The organism is Pontibacter indicus (assembly GCF_900156345.1).
GTDB lineage: Bacteria > Bacteroidota > Bacteroidia > Cytophagales > Hymenobacteraceae > Pontibacter > Pontibacter indicus.
In genome coordinates this window covers 390,429-407,987 of the sequence record NZ_FTPP01000004.1, presented here as the reverse complement: position 1 = coordinate 407,987, position 17,559 = coordinate 390,429, and the positions used below count along the sequence as shown (strand labels likewise).

The following is a 17,559-nucleotide window of genomic DNA, read 5'->3' as shown; positions in this document are numbered from 1 at the left end:
AAAGACAAAGGTCAACCGCTTACATAAAGATCAAAAATAAGAGCCCGCAGGTATAGCATCTGCGGGCTCTCTTGTTTATGACGGATCAGCTTCTCCCCTAGCCGTTTTTGCGCTTCTCGATAAAGCCTCCGATGTAGGTGGCCAGCGCGGCTATACCTGTGGTGCTCATCAGGCCAAACAGCAGTTTGCGCCGGTTCAACGTCTCGGCATCAAATTTAGCTTCGGTTTCCTCGTCAGGTATGGCAGCCTGTAGAAAAGAGCGCATGGTCTGGGCCAGCAGCAAACCCGTCACGCCTACCGCGACATGGGCCAGTGTCTGGTTGCCTTTCTCCAATCCTTTGCTGAGCAACAGCAGCCCGCTTCCTGCTGCGGCAGGTATAAGCGCTGTAGCAGGACGCTTATCGTTGAGCAGGTAGCCCGCCAGTCCGGCACCGATCAGGGTGGCCCCGTGCACATTGTTTATCACTTGTGGTTTGTCAGTCATAGTCTCTTCTATTGGTTTGTCTATTTAATACCGCCTGGGCCTAGTCTTGGTTATACCTATAAGAACGACATCAGCTCGCTGACTGCTATACCTGGGCACAAAAAAAGCGGCCTCCTGCATAGCAGAAGGCCGCTCCCAATCAATTAGTCGATACTAGTTTCTTACCAGTTTGGCCTGGTATACCTTACCTTGTACCATCACCTGCACATAGTACATGCCATTGCGCAGGCCGGCTACCTTCTCGTTCAGCTGCTGCTGCACGCTACTCAGGTTTCCGTTTAAGGTATACATTTTGGTGCCGTTGGCAGAGCGCAACTCCAGTGTCATCTCATCCATCACCGATACCTCGGCTGGCAACGAGATATTTACCACAGGTCCCTGCGTCGGGTTCGGATACAGGCGGAACGCCAAATCCTGACCATGGGCTATTCCTGCCGGGAAGTCGTTGTCGCGGATGGCGAGTGTGAAGGTGCGGGCGGCTGTTGCCATACCCAGGTCCGTTGTCACATTGTTGATGTAGAACGACACCTGCTCGGTTGGCTCAGTCAGCTTGTCGTCTGCGATGCTAACCTCAAACGAAGCGCTTGTAGCATAGGCAGGCACGTCCACAGCGATTACGTTGTTGGCGGCTACCGGAGCAGTCGTGTAGTCAACGGCGGTGGCGGTGGCGCCATCCTTCACCGTTAGGTATACGGTATGAGCTTTTGGCTGTGCGGCCGAGATGTTCATCGTCACGGCTACCGGTGCATCGCCCTCAGTGGCAGTCAGTGTTGGTGCTGAGAAAGCGACCGCTGGCGTAGCGCTGAAGCTGAAGCGGGCCGAAACAGGCACGTGATCCGAAGTGGTACTTCTGAAGCTCGGGATCAGGCTGAGCAGCTGGTTCTCAATCGTGATCGACTCGTCAATGTATTCGTCCACCAATGACTTCGAAACGATGATGTGGTCTAGGAAGCTCTGGAAAGAGCCTGATGCGTAGGTATAGCCACCAGCTACACTCAGGTCGTAGGTCAGGGCTTTGTAGTTGTTATCCAGCACAAATGGGTTCAGGGACGAGGGCAGGTTGTTTACTACCGATACATCCACGTCTTCGTTCATGTCGCCCAGCATCACCAGGTTCACGTTCGGATACTGCGCTGCCAGGCTGTCTTTCAACACCTGCACATCATACTTGCGTTGGTTGTATGGGGTCACGTTGGTACCGGAGTTGGCTCTGGTGTGGAGGTTTACCACATAGATCTGCTGCGTCACACCGTTAACAGTAGCTTCCAGTTCCACCATGAGCGGCAGGCGCCCGCTGGCCCAGAAGCTGGTCTGCGCAGCAGGATAGTCTGGCAAGGTAGCTGTACCAGCCAATACATCCTGATATAGCTTGTTGAGCAACACTTTCTGGCTCTTCACCTTCACCACGTCTTTTTTGTAGGCGATGTAAAGTTTCTGCGGCACCAGGTTGCGGCTTGGGTCCCAGGAGTAAGAGTGTACATCTGAGCGCACGAAGTCATAGGCCGGTAACTCCGCCATCAGGCTAGCCATGGCAGCGTCGTTTGCAATCTCCTGGAAAGCAACGATATCGGCATTCAGTGTCTGAAGCGCTTTTTTGGCATTCGCGAACTGCAGTTCTTCGTCATTAGGTCCGAGTTCTGAGCCTCTGTCGTCTTTGTCAGCGCCAAACCACTCCAGGTTCCAGGACACGATGTCCAGGGTGCTGCTCTTCGGCAGTGAAGAGCCGGTCATGGTTCCTTTCACAACAGTGAAGTCGCCGCTTGTGTATGTAATGTTGCCTGATGACCTCAGCTTAACGCTTGCTGGCTTATAGCGCACATATACCGTGTTGGAAACGCTTGCCTCAGCCGCAGTATAATTCAGAGAGCTGGCATAGCTCTGGCCATTCTTCGAAAGTTCGAAGTCAGTTCCAACTGACAGGGTCATACCTTGTGGGAAACCAACAGCAGAGAAGTTGAAGGTATGCGGGGCGGATGCGTTCGGCACTTCCACTACTCCGAAATCTACGTTAAAATCACTGGTAGCAAGCAATTGTTCTACGTTCTCTACCGCAAAATCGTCCAGAGTCCAGCGGGCGGCTCTGTCTGTCTCAGCTTCAGAGGCATACACAAATGCCACATACACCGAAGCACCTTTGTAGGCCGTGAGGTTCACAGTCGACTGCTTCCAAACATCAGAAGCCTCAGCAGGAAAATCACCGTTTAGCTCTGTCCAGTCTGCAGTAGCTGGTGCACCCATTCCGTCGTAGTTGGTAGACACCATCAGTTTCAAACCTGGGCCTTTGAAAGCGGTTCTGGTCCAGAAGGAAAGGGCGGCGATGTTAAAGTCAGACAAATCCAGGGCTGGAGAAATCATCCAGTCTTCGTTTTCGCGGGCGCTGCCTGCATAACCGTTGATTTGCACACCGTTGTTGCGCGGGCTCTCGGCCGTCTCTCTGCCAAACGTAGTACAGCCCCATACCTGGTCGCCGGTTACGCTGTAGGCTTTCCAGCCGCCTGGCAGAGCGGTGCCGCAGTTGTTGAAGTCTTGCACGAACGGGCTCACTGCATTGGCCGTAAGCTCGGTTACGGCAGTGGCTATACCCTGGCCGCTATGCGAAATCATTCCAGTTAAAGCTACTGCCGCTGTAGGTGTCACGCGCACATATACGGTTGGGTTGGCGGCCATCTCCTCAGCTGAGAAAGTGATACTGCTAGCGAAACCAGCGGTCGCCTCCTTTGAAACCGTGAAGCCTGCTGTAGCAGTCAGTTGCACGTTACCGGTGATGTTCGCACTTGATAAGGTATAGGAAGCAACATTTGGCTGATTCAACACCACATCACCGAAGGAGAGTGTCTTAGGAGCCAATACGATTGGGTTCTTGCTGTCGCTCAGGCTGGTCACCGCGATGTTGTCCACAGCAAAGCTAGGTCTGGAACCGCCGCCGCTGATTTGGCGCGTAGCCCAACGCAGTTGAACCACCTCTTGGTTTTCAGCCGCCTCCGGTAGCGTCACAGTAAAGGACTCAACTTTCTGAGGATCTGTATTACCGCTTGTAGCCCACTTTTCCGTGTTGTTTTGATACTGTGAGCCTTCAATACTGGTAAAGGCACCACTTGTACCAACTCGATACTGCAGCACGATCTCGTTGATACGGGTGTTACTGCCACCGTCATATGGGTTGCGCAGTGTCATCATATCAAAAGCCACATTGACAGCAGTCTTTTGCAGGGTATTGATAGCAAAGGCGATGCTTAAATCTACGGAACCACTGTTCAGTAAACCTATCTTGCCATCATAGTTGTGGATGGCACCATTGGTTGTGGTGGAGGTGCTGTTCGCCAGCATGGCCCTGTCAGCAGTAGCTGGAGTTGTTCTGAAGCTCGCTCCGGGGCTAGTAGACAGTAACCAACCTTGCCAACCTTCCGGATAATCCGTAGAACTGTGCGGCAGGTCGTTAAAATCCTGCGTGTAAGGCAGCGACTGAGGCTGCGGGTTTGTCTGCGCTAGGGCTTCGCTGCCAGCCAAAAAGGCACAGCAGGCCAGCACAAAAGCAGACGCCTTGTGTAGATGTTTAAACATAGGTATAAGAGAGATTTGATTGGTGACTTGTATGAGGCACGAAAGTGTACTGCACTGTCGTGCAATGGGATACGGGCACAGATAGGCACATGGAGTTCCATCGGTTGCAAAGGTAAGCAGTTGCTTTCAATCCAATGTTACCGAATGGTTAATATAATTTCAACAGTATATTATTGATGCGCTATACCTTGGTTAGTGCCTGCTCAATGTCCTTTATCAGATAGTCCGCATCCTCCAGCCCGATGTAAAAACGAACCAGGTTAAAGGGGAGCTTCCCCGTATACTTCGTTTCCTTGTTGTAGTAGGCGGCGGCAGGGTAAATGAGCGACTCGTGCCCACCCCAGGAAGCGGCCATCAGAAAATGCTGCAGGCTGTTGCAGAAATCCTCTAGCTTCTGCATATCGTCTGTTTTGAGGGCAATCGTGAACTGTCCTGTATTATTGCGCAGTTGCTTTTTGGTGAGTTCATACTGCGGGTTGGAGGGCAGGAAAGGGTAATAAATCTGCTCTACCTTCTCCTGCTGTTGCAACCAGGCCACCACTTTGCGAGTCGTTTCAGCTACGCGTTCCATGCGTACGGGCAATGTGCGCAGGCCGCGCAATAGCAACCAGGCATCGTGTGGCGCCAACACGGCTCCCAGCGTCATGTACTCCCGCTCGAATATCCTGTTGATCATGTCGCGACTGCCGCAGATCACGCCTCCCATCGTGTCAGAATGGCCTCCAATGTACTTCGTGCAGGAGTGCACCACCAGGTCCACGCCCATCTGCAAGGGATTTTGATTGAGCGGCGAAGCAAAGCTGTTGTCGATGATGGTGCTGCAGCCATGTGCCTTGGCCAGTGCTGCAACGGCCTCGATGTCCTGCTGCTCAAAAGTGAAAGAGTTGGGGCTTTCCAGGTATAGCAGCCTGGTATTGGGCCGCATGGCCTGGCGGTAATTCTCTGTGTCGGTGCCGTCTACCATGGTCACTTCCACCCCGAACCGGGGCAAAAAACTCTTCATCAGCACATTCGTCCAGCCGTAAGGTTTGTCGACACTCACCACATGGTCACCTGCCTTGAGCTGCGAAAGCACTGCTGCCGAGACGGCAGCAATGCCACTCCCGAAGGCGATGGCATGCTCGGCTCCTTCCAGCGCTGCTATCTTTTTCTCGATCATGGTCACAGTAGGGTTGTTGCCGCGGGTATAGAGGTAAGCCTCCGCCTCCTGCTGGAGCAGGCGCCGCATTTCGTCCACGGTTTTGCTGGCAAAGTTGCTGGTCTGCAGAATGGGAGGCGCTACCGAATTGAAATACAGCTCGCGGTCTTCGCCCAGCTCGTTGAGAATGTAGGATAGCTCCATGGTATAGCAGATTGGTCCCCCTCTTGTACTCTCATTTCGGGCTTCAGGTTGTTGACAAACCTTTCCATCATTGCCTCCGAGAAAAGGTATAAAAACCACCAAAACCAGCCCGTAAAAGCGACTTCGAAAGCAGCACAACAACATCTGAAAAAATAATTTTTAATTTCATTACAAAACATTGATTATCAATGATTTAAAATTGAAAAAACACTGAATTTATGTCATGAATTTGCAACTGTTAGCGGGCTGAAAATGTTGTAATTACATGAAAGAGAAAGAAGAAGAAAACATCATATCCATGTATCCGGAAGAGCAGAAGCAGCTGGACAAGGAGTGGTATAAATCCATCCCGGCGCAGGTGTTCCTGAACTACTTTTTCGCGATCAATTACCACCTCGACCACTACGAAGGGATGGGTCTGCAGCAGCTAGCCTATTTTAAGGATGTGCCTGCCGAGCTACCCGAAGAAGATGTGGAAGCTATAAAGAAACTATTGTTGAACAGCTGGAACACAGAGTACGCTTTGCGCACGACAGCCGAGCTGGGCGATGAGAACTACATCCGGAACGCCTTGCACTGGACGTTTCCGCAGGCTTACTATGCCGTGTTTGCGAGCCTGCAGGCTTTCCTGTATACCCGCCAGATCAAGACGAGCAACGAGTCGCTGGTGATGCGCGAGGCAGGCCGCCTGATCGTGAAAAACGCGTATCCGCAGGCGATGAGCTTCTACGCATCGGGCCATTTCGACGATTTCCGCATCAACCGCTTGCCATTGGCACATTACAAGCCGGGTCTTCAGATTGCAGGCAAGGAGCTGGAGGCGCAGTCGCAGATCGGGCAGTTTTTGAAGACGACACGCCGCATGAAGGCCAAATCGGTGCGTCAGCAGGTACAGGCGAACCCGAACACGGCCATTCGCAGCAGCCGCACAGGCGAGGTGCTGCAGAAGTTTGGTCCACAGCACTGGCAGCAGCTGACCTGGCGCATGGGCTATACCACGCTCTTCGACTTGCTGGCCAGGCTGCGCATCTCCAACTCACATCGCGAGATCGAGCGCTTTGTGCAGGCCGACATCGACTTCAGGCTGTTCCATGAGTCGCTGCTGCAGATCGTGAGCTACTTAAACGGTATACACGAGTGCTATGTGGCCCAGGCCATGAGTTTACAGCAGTATGAGGCCTTTGTGCAGGAGCTGCCAGCCTATCTGCAAAACTCGTTTGTGGCAGCCAGACTGCAGGATAAAGTAAAACCCCTTTTGCAGGACGACGAGCAGCAACTCCGCACAGCTGCTTAAGTCCGATTTGTTCTACTACATATATAGGAGCCCCGGCAAGTTCTGCTTGCCGGGGCTTTTACTTTTCATACCGCAACCAGGTAACAGTCAACAATCAGCAATTTAATGTTTAAAAGCTCCTGTTTATTTAGCAATTTTGCAGTTTAGATATAACAGTCACCATTAGTACAAAAATCGCATGCAACTCAGCGAACAGGAACTACGCAGACGCCACGAGCGCGAAGAGCTGGAGAAAATGGGCATCAACCCATATCCATCCGAAACATTTGAAGTGACGGCCACGGCCAAAGAGATAAAGGAGAATTTCGATAAGGATAAGAACAACTACCAGGAAGTAACCCTGGCGGGCCGTTTGATGAGCCGCCGCGTGATGGGCAAGGCCTCTTTCGCTGAGCTGATGGACAGCACGGGCCGCATCCAGATCTACGTGTCGCGCGATGACATTGCGCCGGGCGAGAACAAGGATATGTATAACACCGTGTTCAAGAAGATGCTCGACATCGGTGACTTCATCGGCATCAAAGGCTATGCTTTTGTGACCCAGGTTGGCGAGATCTCCGTGCACGTAACCGAACTGAAAGTACTCACCAAGTCGCTGCGTCCGCTGCCGATCGTGAAGCGTGAGATTGACGAGAACGGCAACGAGATTGTGCACGACGGCTTCACAGACCCAGAGCTGCGTTACCGCCAGCGCTACGTCGACCTGATCGTGAATCCGCATGTGCGTGAGACTTTTAAGAAGCGTACGCAGCTGGTGAGCACCATGCGTAACTTCCTCGCAGAGAAAGGTTATCTGGAGGTAGAAACTCCGATTCTGCAGCCTATACACGGTGGTGCAGCGGCCCGTCCGTTCAAGACGCACCACAACACGCTGGACATGACGCTATACCTGCGCATTGCCAACGAGCTATACCTGAAGCGCCTCATTGTGGGTGGTTTCGATGGTGTGTTTGAGTTCGCTAAAGACTTCCGTAACGAAGGTATGAGCCGTTTCCACAACCCGGAGTTTACGGTGATGGAGCTTTACGTTACCTACAAGGACTACAACTGGATGATGGACCTGGTAGAAGAAATGGTAGAGAAAGTGGCCCTTGCCCTGCACGGTAAAACAGAAGTACAGGTTGGCGAGAATGTGATCAACTTTGCCCGACCATGGAAGCGCTATACCATGTACGAAGCCATCGAGCACTTCACCAAGATTGATATCTCGAACATGGAAGAGCCAGAACTGCGCCAGGCAGCACAGCAACTAGGCATTCATGTTGACCCAACGATGGGCAAAGCCAAGATCATTGATGAGATATTCGGTGAGACAGCAGAGCCAAACCTGATACAGCCGACGTTCATTACCGATTACCCGGTAGAGATGAGCCCATTGGCCAAGAAGCACCGCGATAAGCCAGGTCTGGTAGAGCGTTTCGAGGCTATCTGTAACGGCAAGGAAATCTGTAACGCTTTCTCGGAGCTGAACGACCCGGTTGACCAGCGTGCTCGCTTTGAGGAGCAGCTGGAACTGGCAAAACGCGGTGACGTGGAGGCCATGGCCCTGGACGAAGACTTCCTGCGTGCATTGGAGTACGGCATGCCGCCAACCGCTGGCCTGGGTGTAGGTATAGATCGCCTGACCATGATCATGACCAACTCTAACTCTATACAGGATGTGTTGTTCTTCCCACAAATGAAGCCAGAGAGAAGAGAAGAGTAAAAGAGGATTAATTATAAAGCAAAAATGGCCCGCTAAGGTATAGCGGGCCATTTTTGTTTCCTAAGTCATCTATATGCCGGCTGTCTCTAGAAGTTATCGCTATCCTCTCCTGACCTATTGTTCTTCACTTTGTTGGTAGCATCTTTCAGGCCTTTCTCTGACTTGCTGATCCAGGATTCTGTTTTAGCCCTGCCAGTACCGAGCTTCTCGTTGATGCCGCGGCCTACCCAGGCGGCGGAGTCGGACAGACGGCGACGGGTGATGCGGCCACTGTCGGGTGCCATTAATATACCTGCGAGCACACCTACGCTGGCGCCGGCAAGCAAGCCCATCGCGACCCCCAATGTGCCGCTGCTCTCCTTTTGTGAGCCATAGGATGAGGACTTGCGACTGTCGCTGCTGTAGACGGTGCGCTGCTGCACTTGCGGCTGTTGTTTCGGCTCACGCACCGAAGAGTACGTTGTGCTTTCGCTTGACTCTTTGCCCACCTGGCTGTAGGTGGACGAGGTCCGTGGGGTGTTACTGTATGTGCTTTTAGACTCTCCCAAGCTGCTGTAATCCATTTTCGTTCTCATAGTTTGCTTTGGTTTTAGTGTTCATTCATTCTTGCCAACTTGCTATACGCTCTAAAATAATAACGGGAGTATGGTCCGAAGGTTAGCGCAAGTCAAGTCCCCGAGCTCAAAAAGAAAGGCCTGCCCCTTGTCGGGGCAGGCCTTTCTTTTTCACAAAGCTGGGGTTCGCCTCAGCGGGTGCGCATGGACAAGGCACAAGCTTTGTTACAGGTATTTTCCTGCTGGTTGTTGTGTTAAACGTTGGTTACAGAAGAGCCTCCTGTGCTTGTACCAGCAGATGAACCAGTAGAACCAGTTGAACCGGTAGAGCCAGTTGATGAAGAAGACGTGCTGCCACCAGTAGTGCCGCCAGTGTTGCCACCGTTCTTGTTAGCACCACCCATTTTGCTCATCGCTTCGTTGCTCATGTTCTTGATTTCGTCAAGGCCAGTCTGCAGGTTCTTCTCCAGGTCTTTGCTCAGTTTATTCGCCCACTTCTTGATACCAGTTCTGGTATGCTCACCAGTGTCCGGAGCCATCAGTAGGCCTGCAATTACACCAGCGCTTGCGCCTGCCAACAGGGCAAGCATGATCTTTCCGCTATTATCTTTCATAGTTGTGTTATTATAAATTGTTGGATTTGATTTCTCTGATTTTTACTGTTGACCTAATAACGATGAAGCCATGTATTAAGTTATAACTATACTACAGTTTTATACTATACTGCCTCTAAATAACGAAAAAAAGCTCAGCAAAATGATTTGCTGAGCCCTAAATTATAAGCAGGATACTTCTATAAGTCTCTGATCACCTTCATGATCTCGTTTTTGGTTTTGCCCAGCTTCTGCTGTAGGCGGCCCCAAAGCTCGTCCTCCTGTCCTTCTACATAAGTCAGGTCATCTTCGGTAAGCTCAGCGTAATTCTTCTTCAGCTGGCCTTTCACATCGTCCCAGGATCCACGCATCACCAGGCTGCTGCCATCGTCAGTCACTTTGTTGCGCTCGAGCTTGTCCATAAAGTTCTTCACAGTGCGCTCCAGGTCATCACCTGCTTTGCTCAATGTTCTTTTCAGGCTATCGCGGGTGTCCAGGCCGTTATTAGGAGCCAGCAATATGCCAGCCGCTACGCCTACCCCAATACCGGCCAGCGTGGCTAGCAAAATTTTTCCTTTTTCGTCGTTCATGTTGTTTATCATTTTCTGGTGCTGTTTATTTGATAAGGCTTGGTTCCGTAAAACAGAACCTATCGTCCTTATACTTGTATTCGATTTATTTTACGTTCCAATACATACGGGGCGGTGCATACTTGGTTTGCAACACATCACGCCTCCCCGATCAACAACAAGCGCGTATAACTGATAACAAATAAAACATGATGAAAAAAACAGCTTTCGTAACGGCTTTCCTTGCCTTAAGTGCCTTCTACTCCTGCAAAAACAGCGAGATTCCCTGCATCGACCAGGCCAAGATTAACCCTGACCAGATGTGCACCATGCAGTATGACCCTGTGTGCGGCTGCGACGGAAAAACCTACGGCAACTCCTGCGAGGCTGACCGCTCAGGCGTGACTTCCTATACCAAAGGCGAGTGCGCCACCAAATCCTAAGCTATACCTGGCAAGCTATGACCGAGAAAAGATACGTTAAACAGAGCAGGCCTTTCCGGGTGCCAACTACCGACGGAAAACTGATAGAAGAGCATTTCGGCAAAGCCTCTACCCAAACCGATGCCTTCAGCGTGGCCCACATGGTAGCACCTCCGCGCTGGAGCGAACCACATCAAACCCCGGAGTTCGACGAGATCACGATTGTGCTGCGCGGCCGCAAATTAATTGAAATTGACGGTGAAGAAGTGGTTGTAGAGGCCGGCGAGTCCATCCTGATCAAAGCAGGTTCCCGCATCCGCTACTCCAACCCCTACGACGAAGAAACCGAGTACTGGTCCGTCTGCGTCCCCGCCTTCGACTTCACCAAAGTGCATCGGGAGGAGGGTTGATTTGGAGATGGATGGATTTGGAGATGGGTGGATTTGGAGATGTGGAGATGTGGATGTATAATGATTTAGAGATTTTCGGCTGTGCTCAAAAGCAAAGCTAAAAGTGACTTCGGGTTTCGCTTACATGCTAATCTATCCAAAAAAGCCCAACATCAAAAAGCCCCTGGCGCATACAGCACCAAGGGCTTTTTATTTCCGGGATGGGGAGATTCGTTTCCAAATCCACCCATCTCCAAATTTTCAAATCTTAAAACTACTGCTTATTCAGCATCTCCACCACTTCCGCGGAGATACCCATGTAAGAGAAGCCGCCGTCGTGCATTAGGTTCTGCATGGTCACCATACGGGTCAGGTCAGAGAACAGGGTAATGCAGTAGTCAGCGCAAGACTCGGCTGAGGCGTTGCCAAGCGGCGACATCTTGTCAGCATAGTCATAGAACGCGTCGAAACCACCTACGCCGGTTCCGGCTGTCGTTTTAGTAGGTGACTGCGACACAGTGTTAACACGCACCTTCTTCAGGTTGCCGAAACGGTGACCGTAGTTGCGGGCAATCGACTCGAGCAATGCCTTGGCGTGCGACATGTCTGTATAATCAGGGAACACGCGCTGGGCTGCAATGTAGGAAAGGGCCACAATCGAACCCCACTCGTTCATCGCATCCTGCTTTTCAGCCACGTGCATCACCTTATGGAAAGACAGCGCCGAAATGTCCAGCGTCTTCTGGAACCACTCGTAGTTCAGGTCGCCATAAGCCTTGCCTTTGCGGATGTTCGGGCTCATACCAATGGAGTGCAGTACGAAGTCGAGCTTGCCACCCAGGATCTCCTGTGCTTTGGCAAACAGGTTTTCCAAGTCTTCTACAGAGGTAGCATCAGCAGGTATGATCTGCGCATTGCAGGCTTCAGCCAATTTGTTGATTTCACCCATACGCATCGCGATCGGAGCGTTTGTCAGCACAAACTCAGCGCCTTCTTCCTTGGCACGCATCGCTACTTTCCAGGCAATAGACTTTTCGTCAAGCGCTCCGAAAATGATTCCTTTCTTTCCTTTAAGCAGATTGTAAGACATGTATTTGTCAGGTTAATGTTTTAAAATTTCATGATTTCGGACGGCCAGGTATAGCGCGCAGAAATTAAGCAGCAATATAGCAATAACTAGGTATAACTCAAGTCCGATGCAGCTTTCATTCGCATTGGCCCGCTCCTCTGTCCACACCTTCCGAATACAGGTCTAGGATTTCTGCGTGAGTCGTGGCCTTGCTGAACTTACAGCGACAACAACTCTTTGGCGCTCTTGTAGGCGCTTGCACTTGGGTTGGCACCTGCAATCATGTGCGCAATTTCATCTACACGCTCTTTGTCACTTAGCTTTTTGATGCGGCTGATCGTGCGGTCCTCGGTGTCGTGCTTGTACACGAAGTAATGCGAATTACCCTGCGCTGCGATCTGTGGCAAATGCGAAATGGCAATAATCTGGTGTTTCTGCGCCATTTGCTGCATCATCTTACCCACCTTCACGGCTACCTCGCCCGATATACCTGTATCGATTTCGTCGAACACGATAGTCGGCAGGGCGGTCTTGTCGGCCAGCATGTACTTGATACTGAGCATCAGGCGGGAGAATTCACCACCGGATGCGGCTTTTACCAAAGACTGCGGCTGCGCTCCTTTGTTGGCACTGAACAAAATGCTGATCTCGTCGGTACCGGTAGCGCTCGGCGCGGCGGTTTTGTGCTGAATAACAATGCGGGCATTAGGCATTCCGAGATCGGCCAGCAAGGTATAGAGCTCCTTCTCGAACTGACCAAAAGAGGCTTTCCGGCGTTCTGAAAGCACAGTGGCCTTCTCCAGCATTTCCTTCTCCGCTTCCTTCATGGCTTTTTCGGTGCTGGAGAGGGCGTTGTCGAGGTTGAGGACGCTGCCTACTTTGCCTTCCAGCTCACGCTGTATTTCGAGCAGTTCCGCAATGGACTGTACCTGGTGCTTGCGCTGCAAGGTATAGATCACGTTCAGGCGCTCCTGCACCTCCGTGGTGCGGGCCGGATCGGCTTCGGTTCTGCGCTCAGCATCCTCCAGCTCACCAGCCACGTCGTTGAGCTCAATCATGCAGCTCTCGGTGCGGGTGCGCAACTCTTCGTACTTCGGCGAAAAGGCCGCCAGTTGCCCGATTAGCTGCACGGTGTCTTTCAGCGCAGAGGTGATGTTGAACTCCGATTCGGTCAGGTACTGCACGGCCTGCGTCAGCTTCAGCTTGATGTCCTCGGCATTCTCGAGTTCCTTCAGTTCTGTCTCCAGTTGCTCCTGTTCATCTGCCTGCAGTCCTATTTCTTCCAGCTCATTCAGCAGGAAGGTATTGTAATCGAGTTCCTTCTGGGCCTGCGCCAGTTGGTCGGTCAATTTCTTGTAATCGCCTTCGAGCTTCTTATACCTGCGGTAGGTATCGTTGTAGTCCTTCAGGTATGAGAGGTTGCCTGCGTAGATGTCCAGCGAGGTGTTGCCGGCATAAATATCCAGGATGTTAAGCTGGAAACTGGTGTCACCCAGCTGCAGCGTGTCGTGCTGCGAGTGGATGTCCATCAGGTTCTCGCCGATCTTGCGCAGCACGTCGAGCGTTACCGGCGTGTCGTTCACAAAGGCGCGTGACTTGCCGCTCGGGCTAATCTCGCGGCGCAGAATGCACTGCTCATCAAAATCCAGGTCCTCGGCTACAAATACCTCTTTCAGGTTGTACTGCGAGATATCGAACACCCCCTCGATCACACACTTCTGCTCCTGGTTAAAGAGCAGCTTAGAGTCGGCACGGTTACCGAGCAGCAGGCCAATGGCGCCCAGCATGATGGACTTACCGGCACCGGTCTCGCCTGTAATAATATTGAGCACCGGCGATGGATTCATCTCCAACTTTTCGATCAGTGCGTAGTTTTTTATTTTAAGATCAATCAGCATATATCAGGATGCAAGACGCTTGTCACAAGGTATAAGACTTAACGCCCGGACTTAGTTCGATAATTTGGTTGTATTTTAATAAGGTGCTTCGATGTCGTAAATCACTTCCTCCACATCCGCCACAGGTATAGTGTGCTTGTTTCTGCGTCCGTCCAGCAACTCCAGCTCCTCTGCCGAAACATGCTGCAGTTCGCCCTGTACCACCACACGGGTCCTCAGCACCACTTGCACGGTCTGTTGTTGCAGCAGATCGGGCAGGTGGTCGGCCAGTTTGCTCCGATAGATTCTGATCTGACGTTTGCCCATAGGTATAGCGCGCAGGTATAGGCCTCCGCCCCGTGAAGATACGCGCTTTCTGTGAAATTTGGAAAAGGCTTAGCGCTGAAGGAGCACTTCGTATTTGGTGTTGTTAGTGGGGTCTACCTGCGTGAGCAAGGTATAGGCGGCCTGCTTATCAGCTGGAGCGGCTGTTTTAAAAATATTCACCAGCTCATCCGCCTTCGCTTCAAAGAAAGAGCGAATCACTGCCGCGCCAGGCTTCTGCTGGGATATCTTCTGGATGTTGCGCAGCACGTCGAGCGTGGCCTTGCGGGCTTTCTCCGGATCCTGCGCCATCAGGTCCATTCCCTGGCGGTGCATGGTATAGATGCCCTCCCGGAAAGGCACAAAAACTGGATCCTGCATGTTGTCGATCATCCAGTAGCGGTTGCGGTTGCCCTCAAACGGACGCCAACCCGGAAAAATAGAGTTTTGCGAGGCAGCCAGGTTCAGGATGCCACGAGCCCGGTCAAAGGCTGGGGAACCTCCCAGCCTGGCAAAGCTGTCGTTGTCCATCCCGATGATCATGTAGGCGTAGTAGGCCAGCATGGCCGACAGGTTGCCCGTGAAGTTATTTTCGGCATAGTCGAGGGGTTGTGCCTCGTTGAACTGAAAGAGCCAGTCGCGGTCGATGACGGAGAAAAGCGTGGATTCATAACCGGTGCCATAGGCCGGCCTCACTGACACGATCTGCACATTGGCACGGAACGTTCCTACCTCGGGCATTTCGGTCAGGCTGATCAGGATGCGGCACTTGATGCGCTCATCCACCCGGTAGGACTGGTTGGTCCAGCGGCGGTTGTTCATGAACTCGAAAATGCGGTTCTGCATCTCGGTGAACAGTTGCCGGTCTGTAAATGCCACCTGTTCGCTGTTCACCACCACATCGCACTGCAGCTCCTGGGCACGCGCTCCCAGGGCAATGCCCATCGTACACAGCAAAACAAACAGTCGATTAAGCATAGATTCTCTCCCAGATCAGGTTGACGATATCCTGTGCCACTTCGCTCTTGTGCTTTAAGTCAAAAGCTGTGGTCGTATCGTGCTCAATAATAGTGATTTTATTTGTATCGTGCTTAAAACCAGCGCCCGGATCATTGAGCGAATTAAGCACGATCATATTCAGGTTCTTCTTCTGCAGCTTTTCGCGGGCGTTGCTGGCCTCGTTGTCCGTCTCCAGGGCAAAGCCCACGGCAAACTGGTCTTCGCGCTTCTCCTTGCCAAGTGCCGCTGCAATATCAACGTTCTTTACGAGCTCGATCGTTAGTTCGGCGCCTGCTTTTTTTATTTTGCGGTCAGCCACTACTTTGGGTTTGTAATCGGCCACGGCGGCGGCAAATACCCAAATGTCGGCTGCAGGAGCCAGTTTCTGAACGGCCGCATACATTTCGTCGGCTGTTGTCACGGGGGTTACCGCTATACCTTCGTGCTGCGCCTGCAGGTTGGTGGGGCCTGCCACCAGCTTTACCTGAGCGCCACGCTGGGCAAAGCATTCGGCCAGCGCATAGCCCATCTTGCCCGTGGAGTGGTTGCCGATAAAGCGCACCGGGTCAATAGGTTCGTAGGTTGGGCCGGCAGTCAGGACAACAGTTTTGCCCTTAAACAGTTTTTCCAATGCCTGAGAAGTGGTTTTCTAGTACGCGAATAATTTCCTCGGGCTCGGCCATACGACCCTGCCCTACTAGCCCGCTGGCCAGTTCGCCATACCCTGCCTCGATGATGAAGTTGCCATAGCCGCGCAGTTTGGTAAAGTTCGCTTGCACGGCTGGGTGCTGGTACATGTCCAGGTCCATGGCCGGGGCCACAAACACCGGGCAGCGTGCCGACAAATACGTGGCAGATAGCAGGTTGTCGCAAAAGCCGTTGGCGAACTTGGCTACCGTATTGGCACTGGCAGGCGCTACCACCATGGCATCGGCCCACAGGCCCAGTTCCACGTGGTTGTTCCAGACGCCCTGCTCGTTGAGCACAAACTCGGTGAGCACCGGCCGCTTGGAGAGGGTGGCCAGTGTGAGCGGGGTTATAAAGGCAGAAGCAGAAGTGGTCAGGATCACCTGCACTTCTGCTTCTGCTTTCACGAGTAAGCGGACCAGCATGGCTGCCTTATACGCAGCTATACTTCCGCAAACCCCCAATACTATTTTCCGGTTTCGGAGCATGCGCCTTACAGCGACAGTTCTTCGCCTTCTTCGTCTGGTGTGCGCACGTATACTTTAGCTTCCAGGAACTCCTCAATGGCAAGGCTGGTTGGCTTCGGCAGGCGCTCGTAGTACTTTGAAATTTCGATCTGCTCGCGGTTCTCGAATACCTCCTCCAGGTTGTCCACAGTCGTGGCGAACTCAGCCAGTTTAGAGTTCAACTCTTCTTTCAACTTCACCGAAATCTGGTTGGCTCTTTTAGAGATAACCGCAACTGACTTGTATACATTGCCGGTTTGCTCTGCAAAGTCAGCCATGTTGCGGGTAACGATTGATGATGGAACGATTGCCATATATACTTGATTTATGAATTGCTTGGGTTATTTTTCTTTATTTTATCGAGCTCCGACTGCGTGCTCGTGTATACCTGTTCGGCATTGCGCAGGAAGCGGCTATCCGGATACTGGTCAATGAAGGCCTGGTAAAAATCTACTGCCTCCATGAAACGCTCCTCCTGCTTATTTGGCACACTATCCACCGCGTAACGGTATTGAGCGTCTATTCTCAGGTAAGAGGCCTCCTCGCTGTAAGGGGAAGACGCATTTTCGCGCAGAAAGTTTGTGAAGGCCACCACAGCCGACTTATAGTTACGCACTCTGTAGTACAGACGGGCACTTTCAAAGGCTTTCTTGTCCAACTTGGCGCTCAGGTCGTCGAACATCTTGTTGGCCTCTGTTGCGAACTGGCTATTAGGGTAGCGCACCAGGAATTCCTGGATCGACTCCATGGCCGTTACGGTACTCGTCTGGTCCTGCTCAAAGTCAGGCGAATCGTTGTAGAGCGACTTGGCCTGCAGGAACATCGCCTCTTCGGCCATCTCGCTGCGTGGGTAGGTCTCGTAGAAAGTGCGGAACTGGAAGGCGCTCAGCATGTACTCGCGCTGCTTGTAGTGCGTGTTGGCATAATAGAAGCGAGCCTTCTCAGCCTCTTCCCTACCTGTCATCAAAGGCATCACCTGCTCCAGCAGTTGGTTGGCACGGTAGTAGTCCTCCTTCTCGTAGTACTCGAGCGCGGCTTTGTATTTCAGGTCAACGTCGTTGCTTTTCAGTAGCTTCTGGAAGTTGCTGCAGCTGGTTGCAAAAACCAACAGGCACAACATTACGACGGTATGCAGGATTCCTCTGTTCATGAACGGGCAAAATTATACAATATCCCTGTGATTT

Annotated in this window: 18 protein-coding genes; 4 read left to right on the top strand and 14 right to left on the bottom strand. The window is 52.1% G+C overall.

The window, feature by feature from the left end; translation table 11 throughout:
- Window positions 1–97: 97 nt before the first annotated feature.
- The 3 genes from B0B12_RS18660 to B0B12_RS18650 form a co-directional block, all read right to left on the bottom strand.
- Window positions 98–484 (bottom strand): hypothetical protein, encoded by a 387-nt coding sequence (locus B0B12_RS18660; RefSeq protein WP_076672021.1) that lies wholly within the window; start codon window positions 482–484, stop codon window positions 98–100.
- 153 nt (window positions 485–637) lie between these two features.
- A complete protein-coding gene (locus tag B0B12_RS18655; RefSeq protein ID WP_076672019.1) occupies window positions 638–4,045 on the bottom strand; it encodes a T9SS-dependent choice-of-anchor J family protein in 3,408 nt (1,135 codons plus the stop codon).
- A gap of 181 nt (window positions 4,046–4,226) precedes the next feature.
- Window positions 4,227–5,387, bottom strand: coding sequence for a trans-sulfuration enzyme family protein (locus tag B0B12_RS18650; RefSeq protein WP_076672017.1), 1,161 nt, complete (start codon window positions 5,385–5,387; stop codon window positions 4,227–4,229).
- A gap of 265 nt (window positions 5,388–5,652) precedes the next feature.
- On the opposite strand from B0B12_RS18650, the gene B0B12_RS18645 reads away from it, so the two are divergent.
- On the top strand, window positions 5,653–6,681 hold the full coding sequence (locus B0B12_RS18645; protein WP_076672015.1) for a hypothetical protein: 1,029 nt from the start codon (window positions 5,653–5,655) through the stop codon (window positions 6,679–6,681).
- Between the two features lie 178 nt (window positions 6,682–6,859).
- The gene (lysS, locus tag B0B12_RS18640; protein ID WP_076672013.1) at window positions 6,860–8,386 is read left to right on the top strand and encodes a lysine--tRNA ligase; all 1,527 of its coding nucleotides are present in this window, start codon (window positions 6,860–6,862) and stop codon (window positions 8,384–8,386) included.
- 86 nt (window positions 8,387–8,472) lie between these two features.
- Here lysS and B0B12_RS18635 read toward each other — a convergent pair whose 3' ends face one another.
- The 3 genes from B0B12_RS18635 to B0B12_RS18625 form a co-directional block, all read right to left on the bottom strand.
- On the bottom strand, window positions 8,473–8,961 hold the full coding sequence (locus tag B0B12_RS18635) for a YtxH domain-containing protein (protein WP_083704303.1): 489 nt from the start codon (window positions 8,959–8,961) through the stop codon (window positions 8,473–8,475).
- A gap of 233 nt (window positions 8,962–9,194) precedes the next feature.
- Window positions 9,195–9,554: a YtxH domain-containing protein gene (locus B0B12_RS18630; protein ID WP_076672009.1), complete on the bottom strand. Its 360-nt coding sequence runs from the start codon at window positions 9,552–9,554 to the stop codon at window positions 9,195–9,197.
- A gap of 179 nt (window positions 9,555–9,733) precedes the next feature.
- On the bottom strand, window positions 9,734–10,135 hold the full coding sequence (locus B0B12_RS18625; RefSeq protein ID WP_076672007.1) for a CsbD family protein: 402 nt from the start codon (window positions 10,133–10,135) through the stop codon (window positions 9,734–9,736).
- 179 nt (window positions 10,136–10,314) lie between these two features.
- On the opposite strand from B0B12_RS18625, the gene B0B12_RS18620 reads away from it, so the two are divergent.
- The gene (locus B0B12_RS18620; protein WP_076672180.1) at window positions 10,315–10,545 is read left to right on the top strand and encodes a Kazal-type serine protease inhibitor family protein; all 231 of its coding nucleotides are present in this window, start codon (window positions 10,315–10,317) and stop codon (window positions 10,543–10,545) included.
- 17 nt (window positions 10,546–10,562) lie between these two features.
- Window positions 10,563–10,934 carry a cupin domain-containing protein gene (locus B0B12_RS18615; protein WP_076672005.1) on the top strand — a complete coding sequence of 124 codons (372 nt, stop codon included), beginning with the start codon at window positions 10,563–10,565 and terminating at the stop codon, window positions 10,932–10,934.
- A 253-nt stretch (window positions 10,935–11,187) separates the two neighbouring features.
- On the opposite strand, the gene B0B12_RS18610 is transcribed toward B0B12_RS18615, so the two are convergent.
- The 8 genes from B0B12_RS18610 to B0B12_RS18575 form a co-directional block, all read right to left on the bottom strand.
- Window positions 11,188–12,003 (bottom strand): enoyl-ACP reductase FabI, encoded by an 816-nt coding sequence (locus B0B12_RS18610; RefSeq protein ID WP_076672003.1) that lies wholly within the window; start codon window positions 12,001–12,003, stop codon window positions 11,188–11,190.
- A 197-nt stretch (window positions 12,004–12,200) separates the two neighbouring features.
- Window positions 12,201–13,880: a DNA repair protein RecN gene (gene recN, locus B0B12_RS18605; protein ID WP_076672001.1), complete on the bottom strand. Its 1,680-nt coding sequence runs from the start codon at window positions 13,878–13,880 to the stop codon at window positions 12,201–12,203.
- Between the two features lie 75 nt (window positions 13,881–13,955).
- The gene (locus B0B12_RS18600; protein ID WP_076671997.1) at window positions 13,956–14,186 is read right to left on the bottom strand and encodes a hypothetical protein; all 231 of its coding nucleotides are present in this window, start codon (window positions 14,184–14,186) and stop codon (window positions 13,956–13,958) included.
- Window positions 14,187–14,255: 69 nt separating this feature from the next.
- A complete protein-coding gene (gene porD / locus B0B12_RS18595) occupies window positions 14,256–15,161 on the bottom strand; it encodes a type IX secretion system protein PorD (RefSeq protein ID WP_076671996.1) in 906 nt (301 codons plus the stop codon).
- The gene (gene coaBC, locus B0B12_RS20760) at window positions 15,154–15,813 is read right to left on the bottom strand and encodes a bifunctional phosphopantothenoylcysteine decarboxylase/phosphopantothenate--cysteine ligase CoaBC (RefSeq protein ID WP_076671994.1); all 660 of its coding nucleotides are present in this window, start codon (window positions 15,811–15,813) and stop codon (window positions 15,154–15,156) included. Before coaBC ends, porD begins: the two co-directional genes overlap by 8 nt.
- On the bottom strand, window positions 15,797–16,294 hold the full coding sequence (locus B0B12_RS20755) for a flavoprotein (RefSeq protein WP_317046895.1): 498 nt from the start codon (window positions 16,292–16,294) through the stop codon (window positions 15,797–15,799). The genes coaBC and B0B12_RS20755 overlap by 17 nt, the downstream gene beginning before the upstream one ends.
- 68 nt (window positions 16,295–16,362) lie before the next feature.
- Window positions 16,363–16,689, bottom strand: coding sequence for a DNA-directed RNA polymerase subunit omega (locus B0B12_RS18580; RefSeq protein ID WP_076671991.1), 327 nt, complete (start codon window positions 16,687–16,689; stop codon window positions 16,363–16,365).
- 11 nt (window positions 16,690–16,700) lie between these two features.
- Window positions 16,701–17,525 carry an outer membrane protein assembly factor BamD gene (locus tag B0B12_RS18575; RefSeq protein ID WP_244554769.1) on the bottom strand — a complete coding sequence of 275 codons (825 nt, stop codon included), beginning with the start codon at window positions 17,523–17,525 and terminating at the stop codon, window positions 16,701–16,703.
- Window positions 17,526–17,559: the final 34 nt, after the last annotated feature.

Excerpts from the sequence above, each read along its gene's own strand:
- B0B12_RS18575 (WP_244554769.1), bottom strand. The coding sequence starts at position 17,525 with ATGAACAGAGGAATCCTGCATACCGTCGTAATGTTGTGCCTGTTGGTT.
- B0B12_RS18635 (WP_083704303.1), bottom strand. The coding sequence starts at position 8,961 with ATGAGAACGAAAATGGATTACAGCAGCTTGGGAGAGTCTAAAAGCACA.
- B0B12_RS18600 (WP_076671997.1), bottom strand. The coding sequence starts at position 14,186 with ATGGGCAAACGTCAGATCAGAATCTATCGGAGCAAACTGGCCGACCAC.
- B0B12_RS18630 (WP_076672009.1), bottom strand. The coding sequence starts at position 9,554 with ATGAAAGATAATAGCGGAAAGATCATGCTTGCCCTGTTGGCAGGCGCA.
- porD (WP_076671996.1), bottom strand. The coding sequence starts at position 15,161 with ATGCTTAATCGACTGTTTGTTTTGCTGTGTACGATGGGCATTGCCCTG.
- B0B12_RS18625 (WP_076672007.1), bottom strand. The coding sequence starts at position 10,135 with ATGATAAACAACATGAACGACGAAAAAGGAAAAATTTTGCTAGCCACG.
- B0B12_RS18580 (WP_076671991.1), bottom strand. The coding sequence starts at position 16,689 with ATGGCAATCGTTCCATCATCAATCGTTACCCGCAACATGGCTGACTTT.
- B0B12_RS18610 (WP_076672003.1), bottom strand. The coding sequence starts at position 12,003 with ATGTCTTACAATCTGCTTAAAGGAAAGAAAGGAATCATTTTCGGAGCG.
- recN (WP_076672001.1), bottom strand. The coding sequence starts at position 13,880 with ATGCTGATTGATCTTAAAATAAAAAACTACGCACTGATCGAAAAGTTG.
- B0B12_RS18645 (WP_076672015.1), top strand. The coding sequence starts at position 5,653 with ATGAAAGAGAAAGAAGAAGAAAACATCATATCCATGTATCCGGAAGAG.
- B0B12_RS18615 (WP_076672005.1), top strand. The coding sequence starts at position 10,563 with ATGACCGAGAAAAGATACGTTAAACAGAGCAGGCCTTTCCGGGTGCCA.
- lysS (WP_076672013.1), top strand. The coding sequence starts at position 6,860 with ATGCAACTCAGCGAACAGGAACTACGCAGACGCCACGAGCGCGAAGAG.
- B0B12_RS18620 (WP_076672180.1), top strand. The coding sequence starts at position 10,315 with ATGAAAAAAACAGCTTTCGTAACGGCTTTCCTTGCCTTAAGTGCCTTC.
- B0B12_RS20755 (WP_317046895.1), bottom strand. The coding sequence starts at position 16,294 with ATGCTGGTCCGCTTACTCGTGAAAGCAGAAGCAGAAGTGCAGGTGATC.
- B0B12_RS18660 (WP_076672021.1), bottom strand. The coding sequence starts at position 484 with ATGACTGACAAACCACAAGTGATAAACAATGTGCACGGGGCCACCCTG.
- B0B12_RS18650 (WP_076672017.1), bottom strand. The coding sequence starts at position 5,387 with ATGGAGCTATCCTACATTCTCAACGAGCTGGGCGAAGACCGCGAGCTG.
- B0B12_RS18655 (WP_076672019.1), bottom strand. The coding sequence starts at position 4,045 with ATGTTTAAACATCTACACAAGGCGTCTGCTTTTGTGCTGGCCTGCTGT.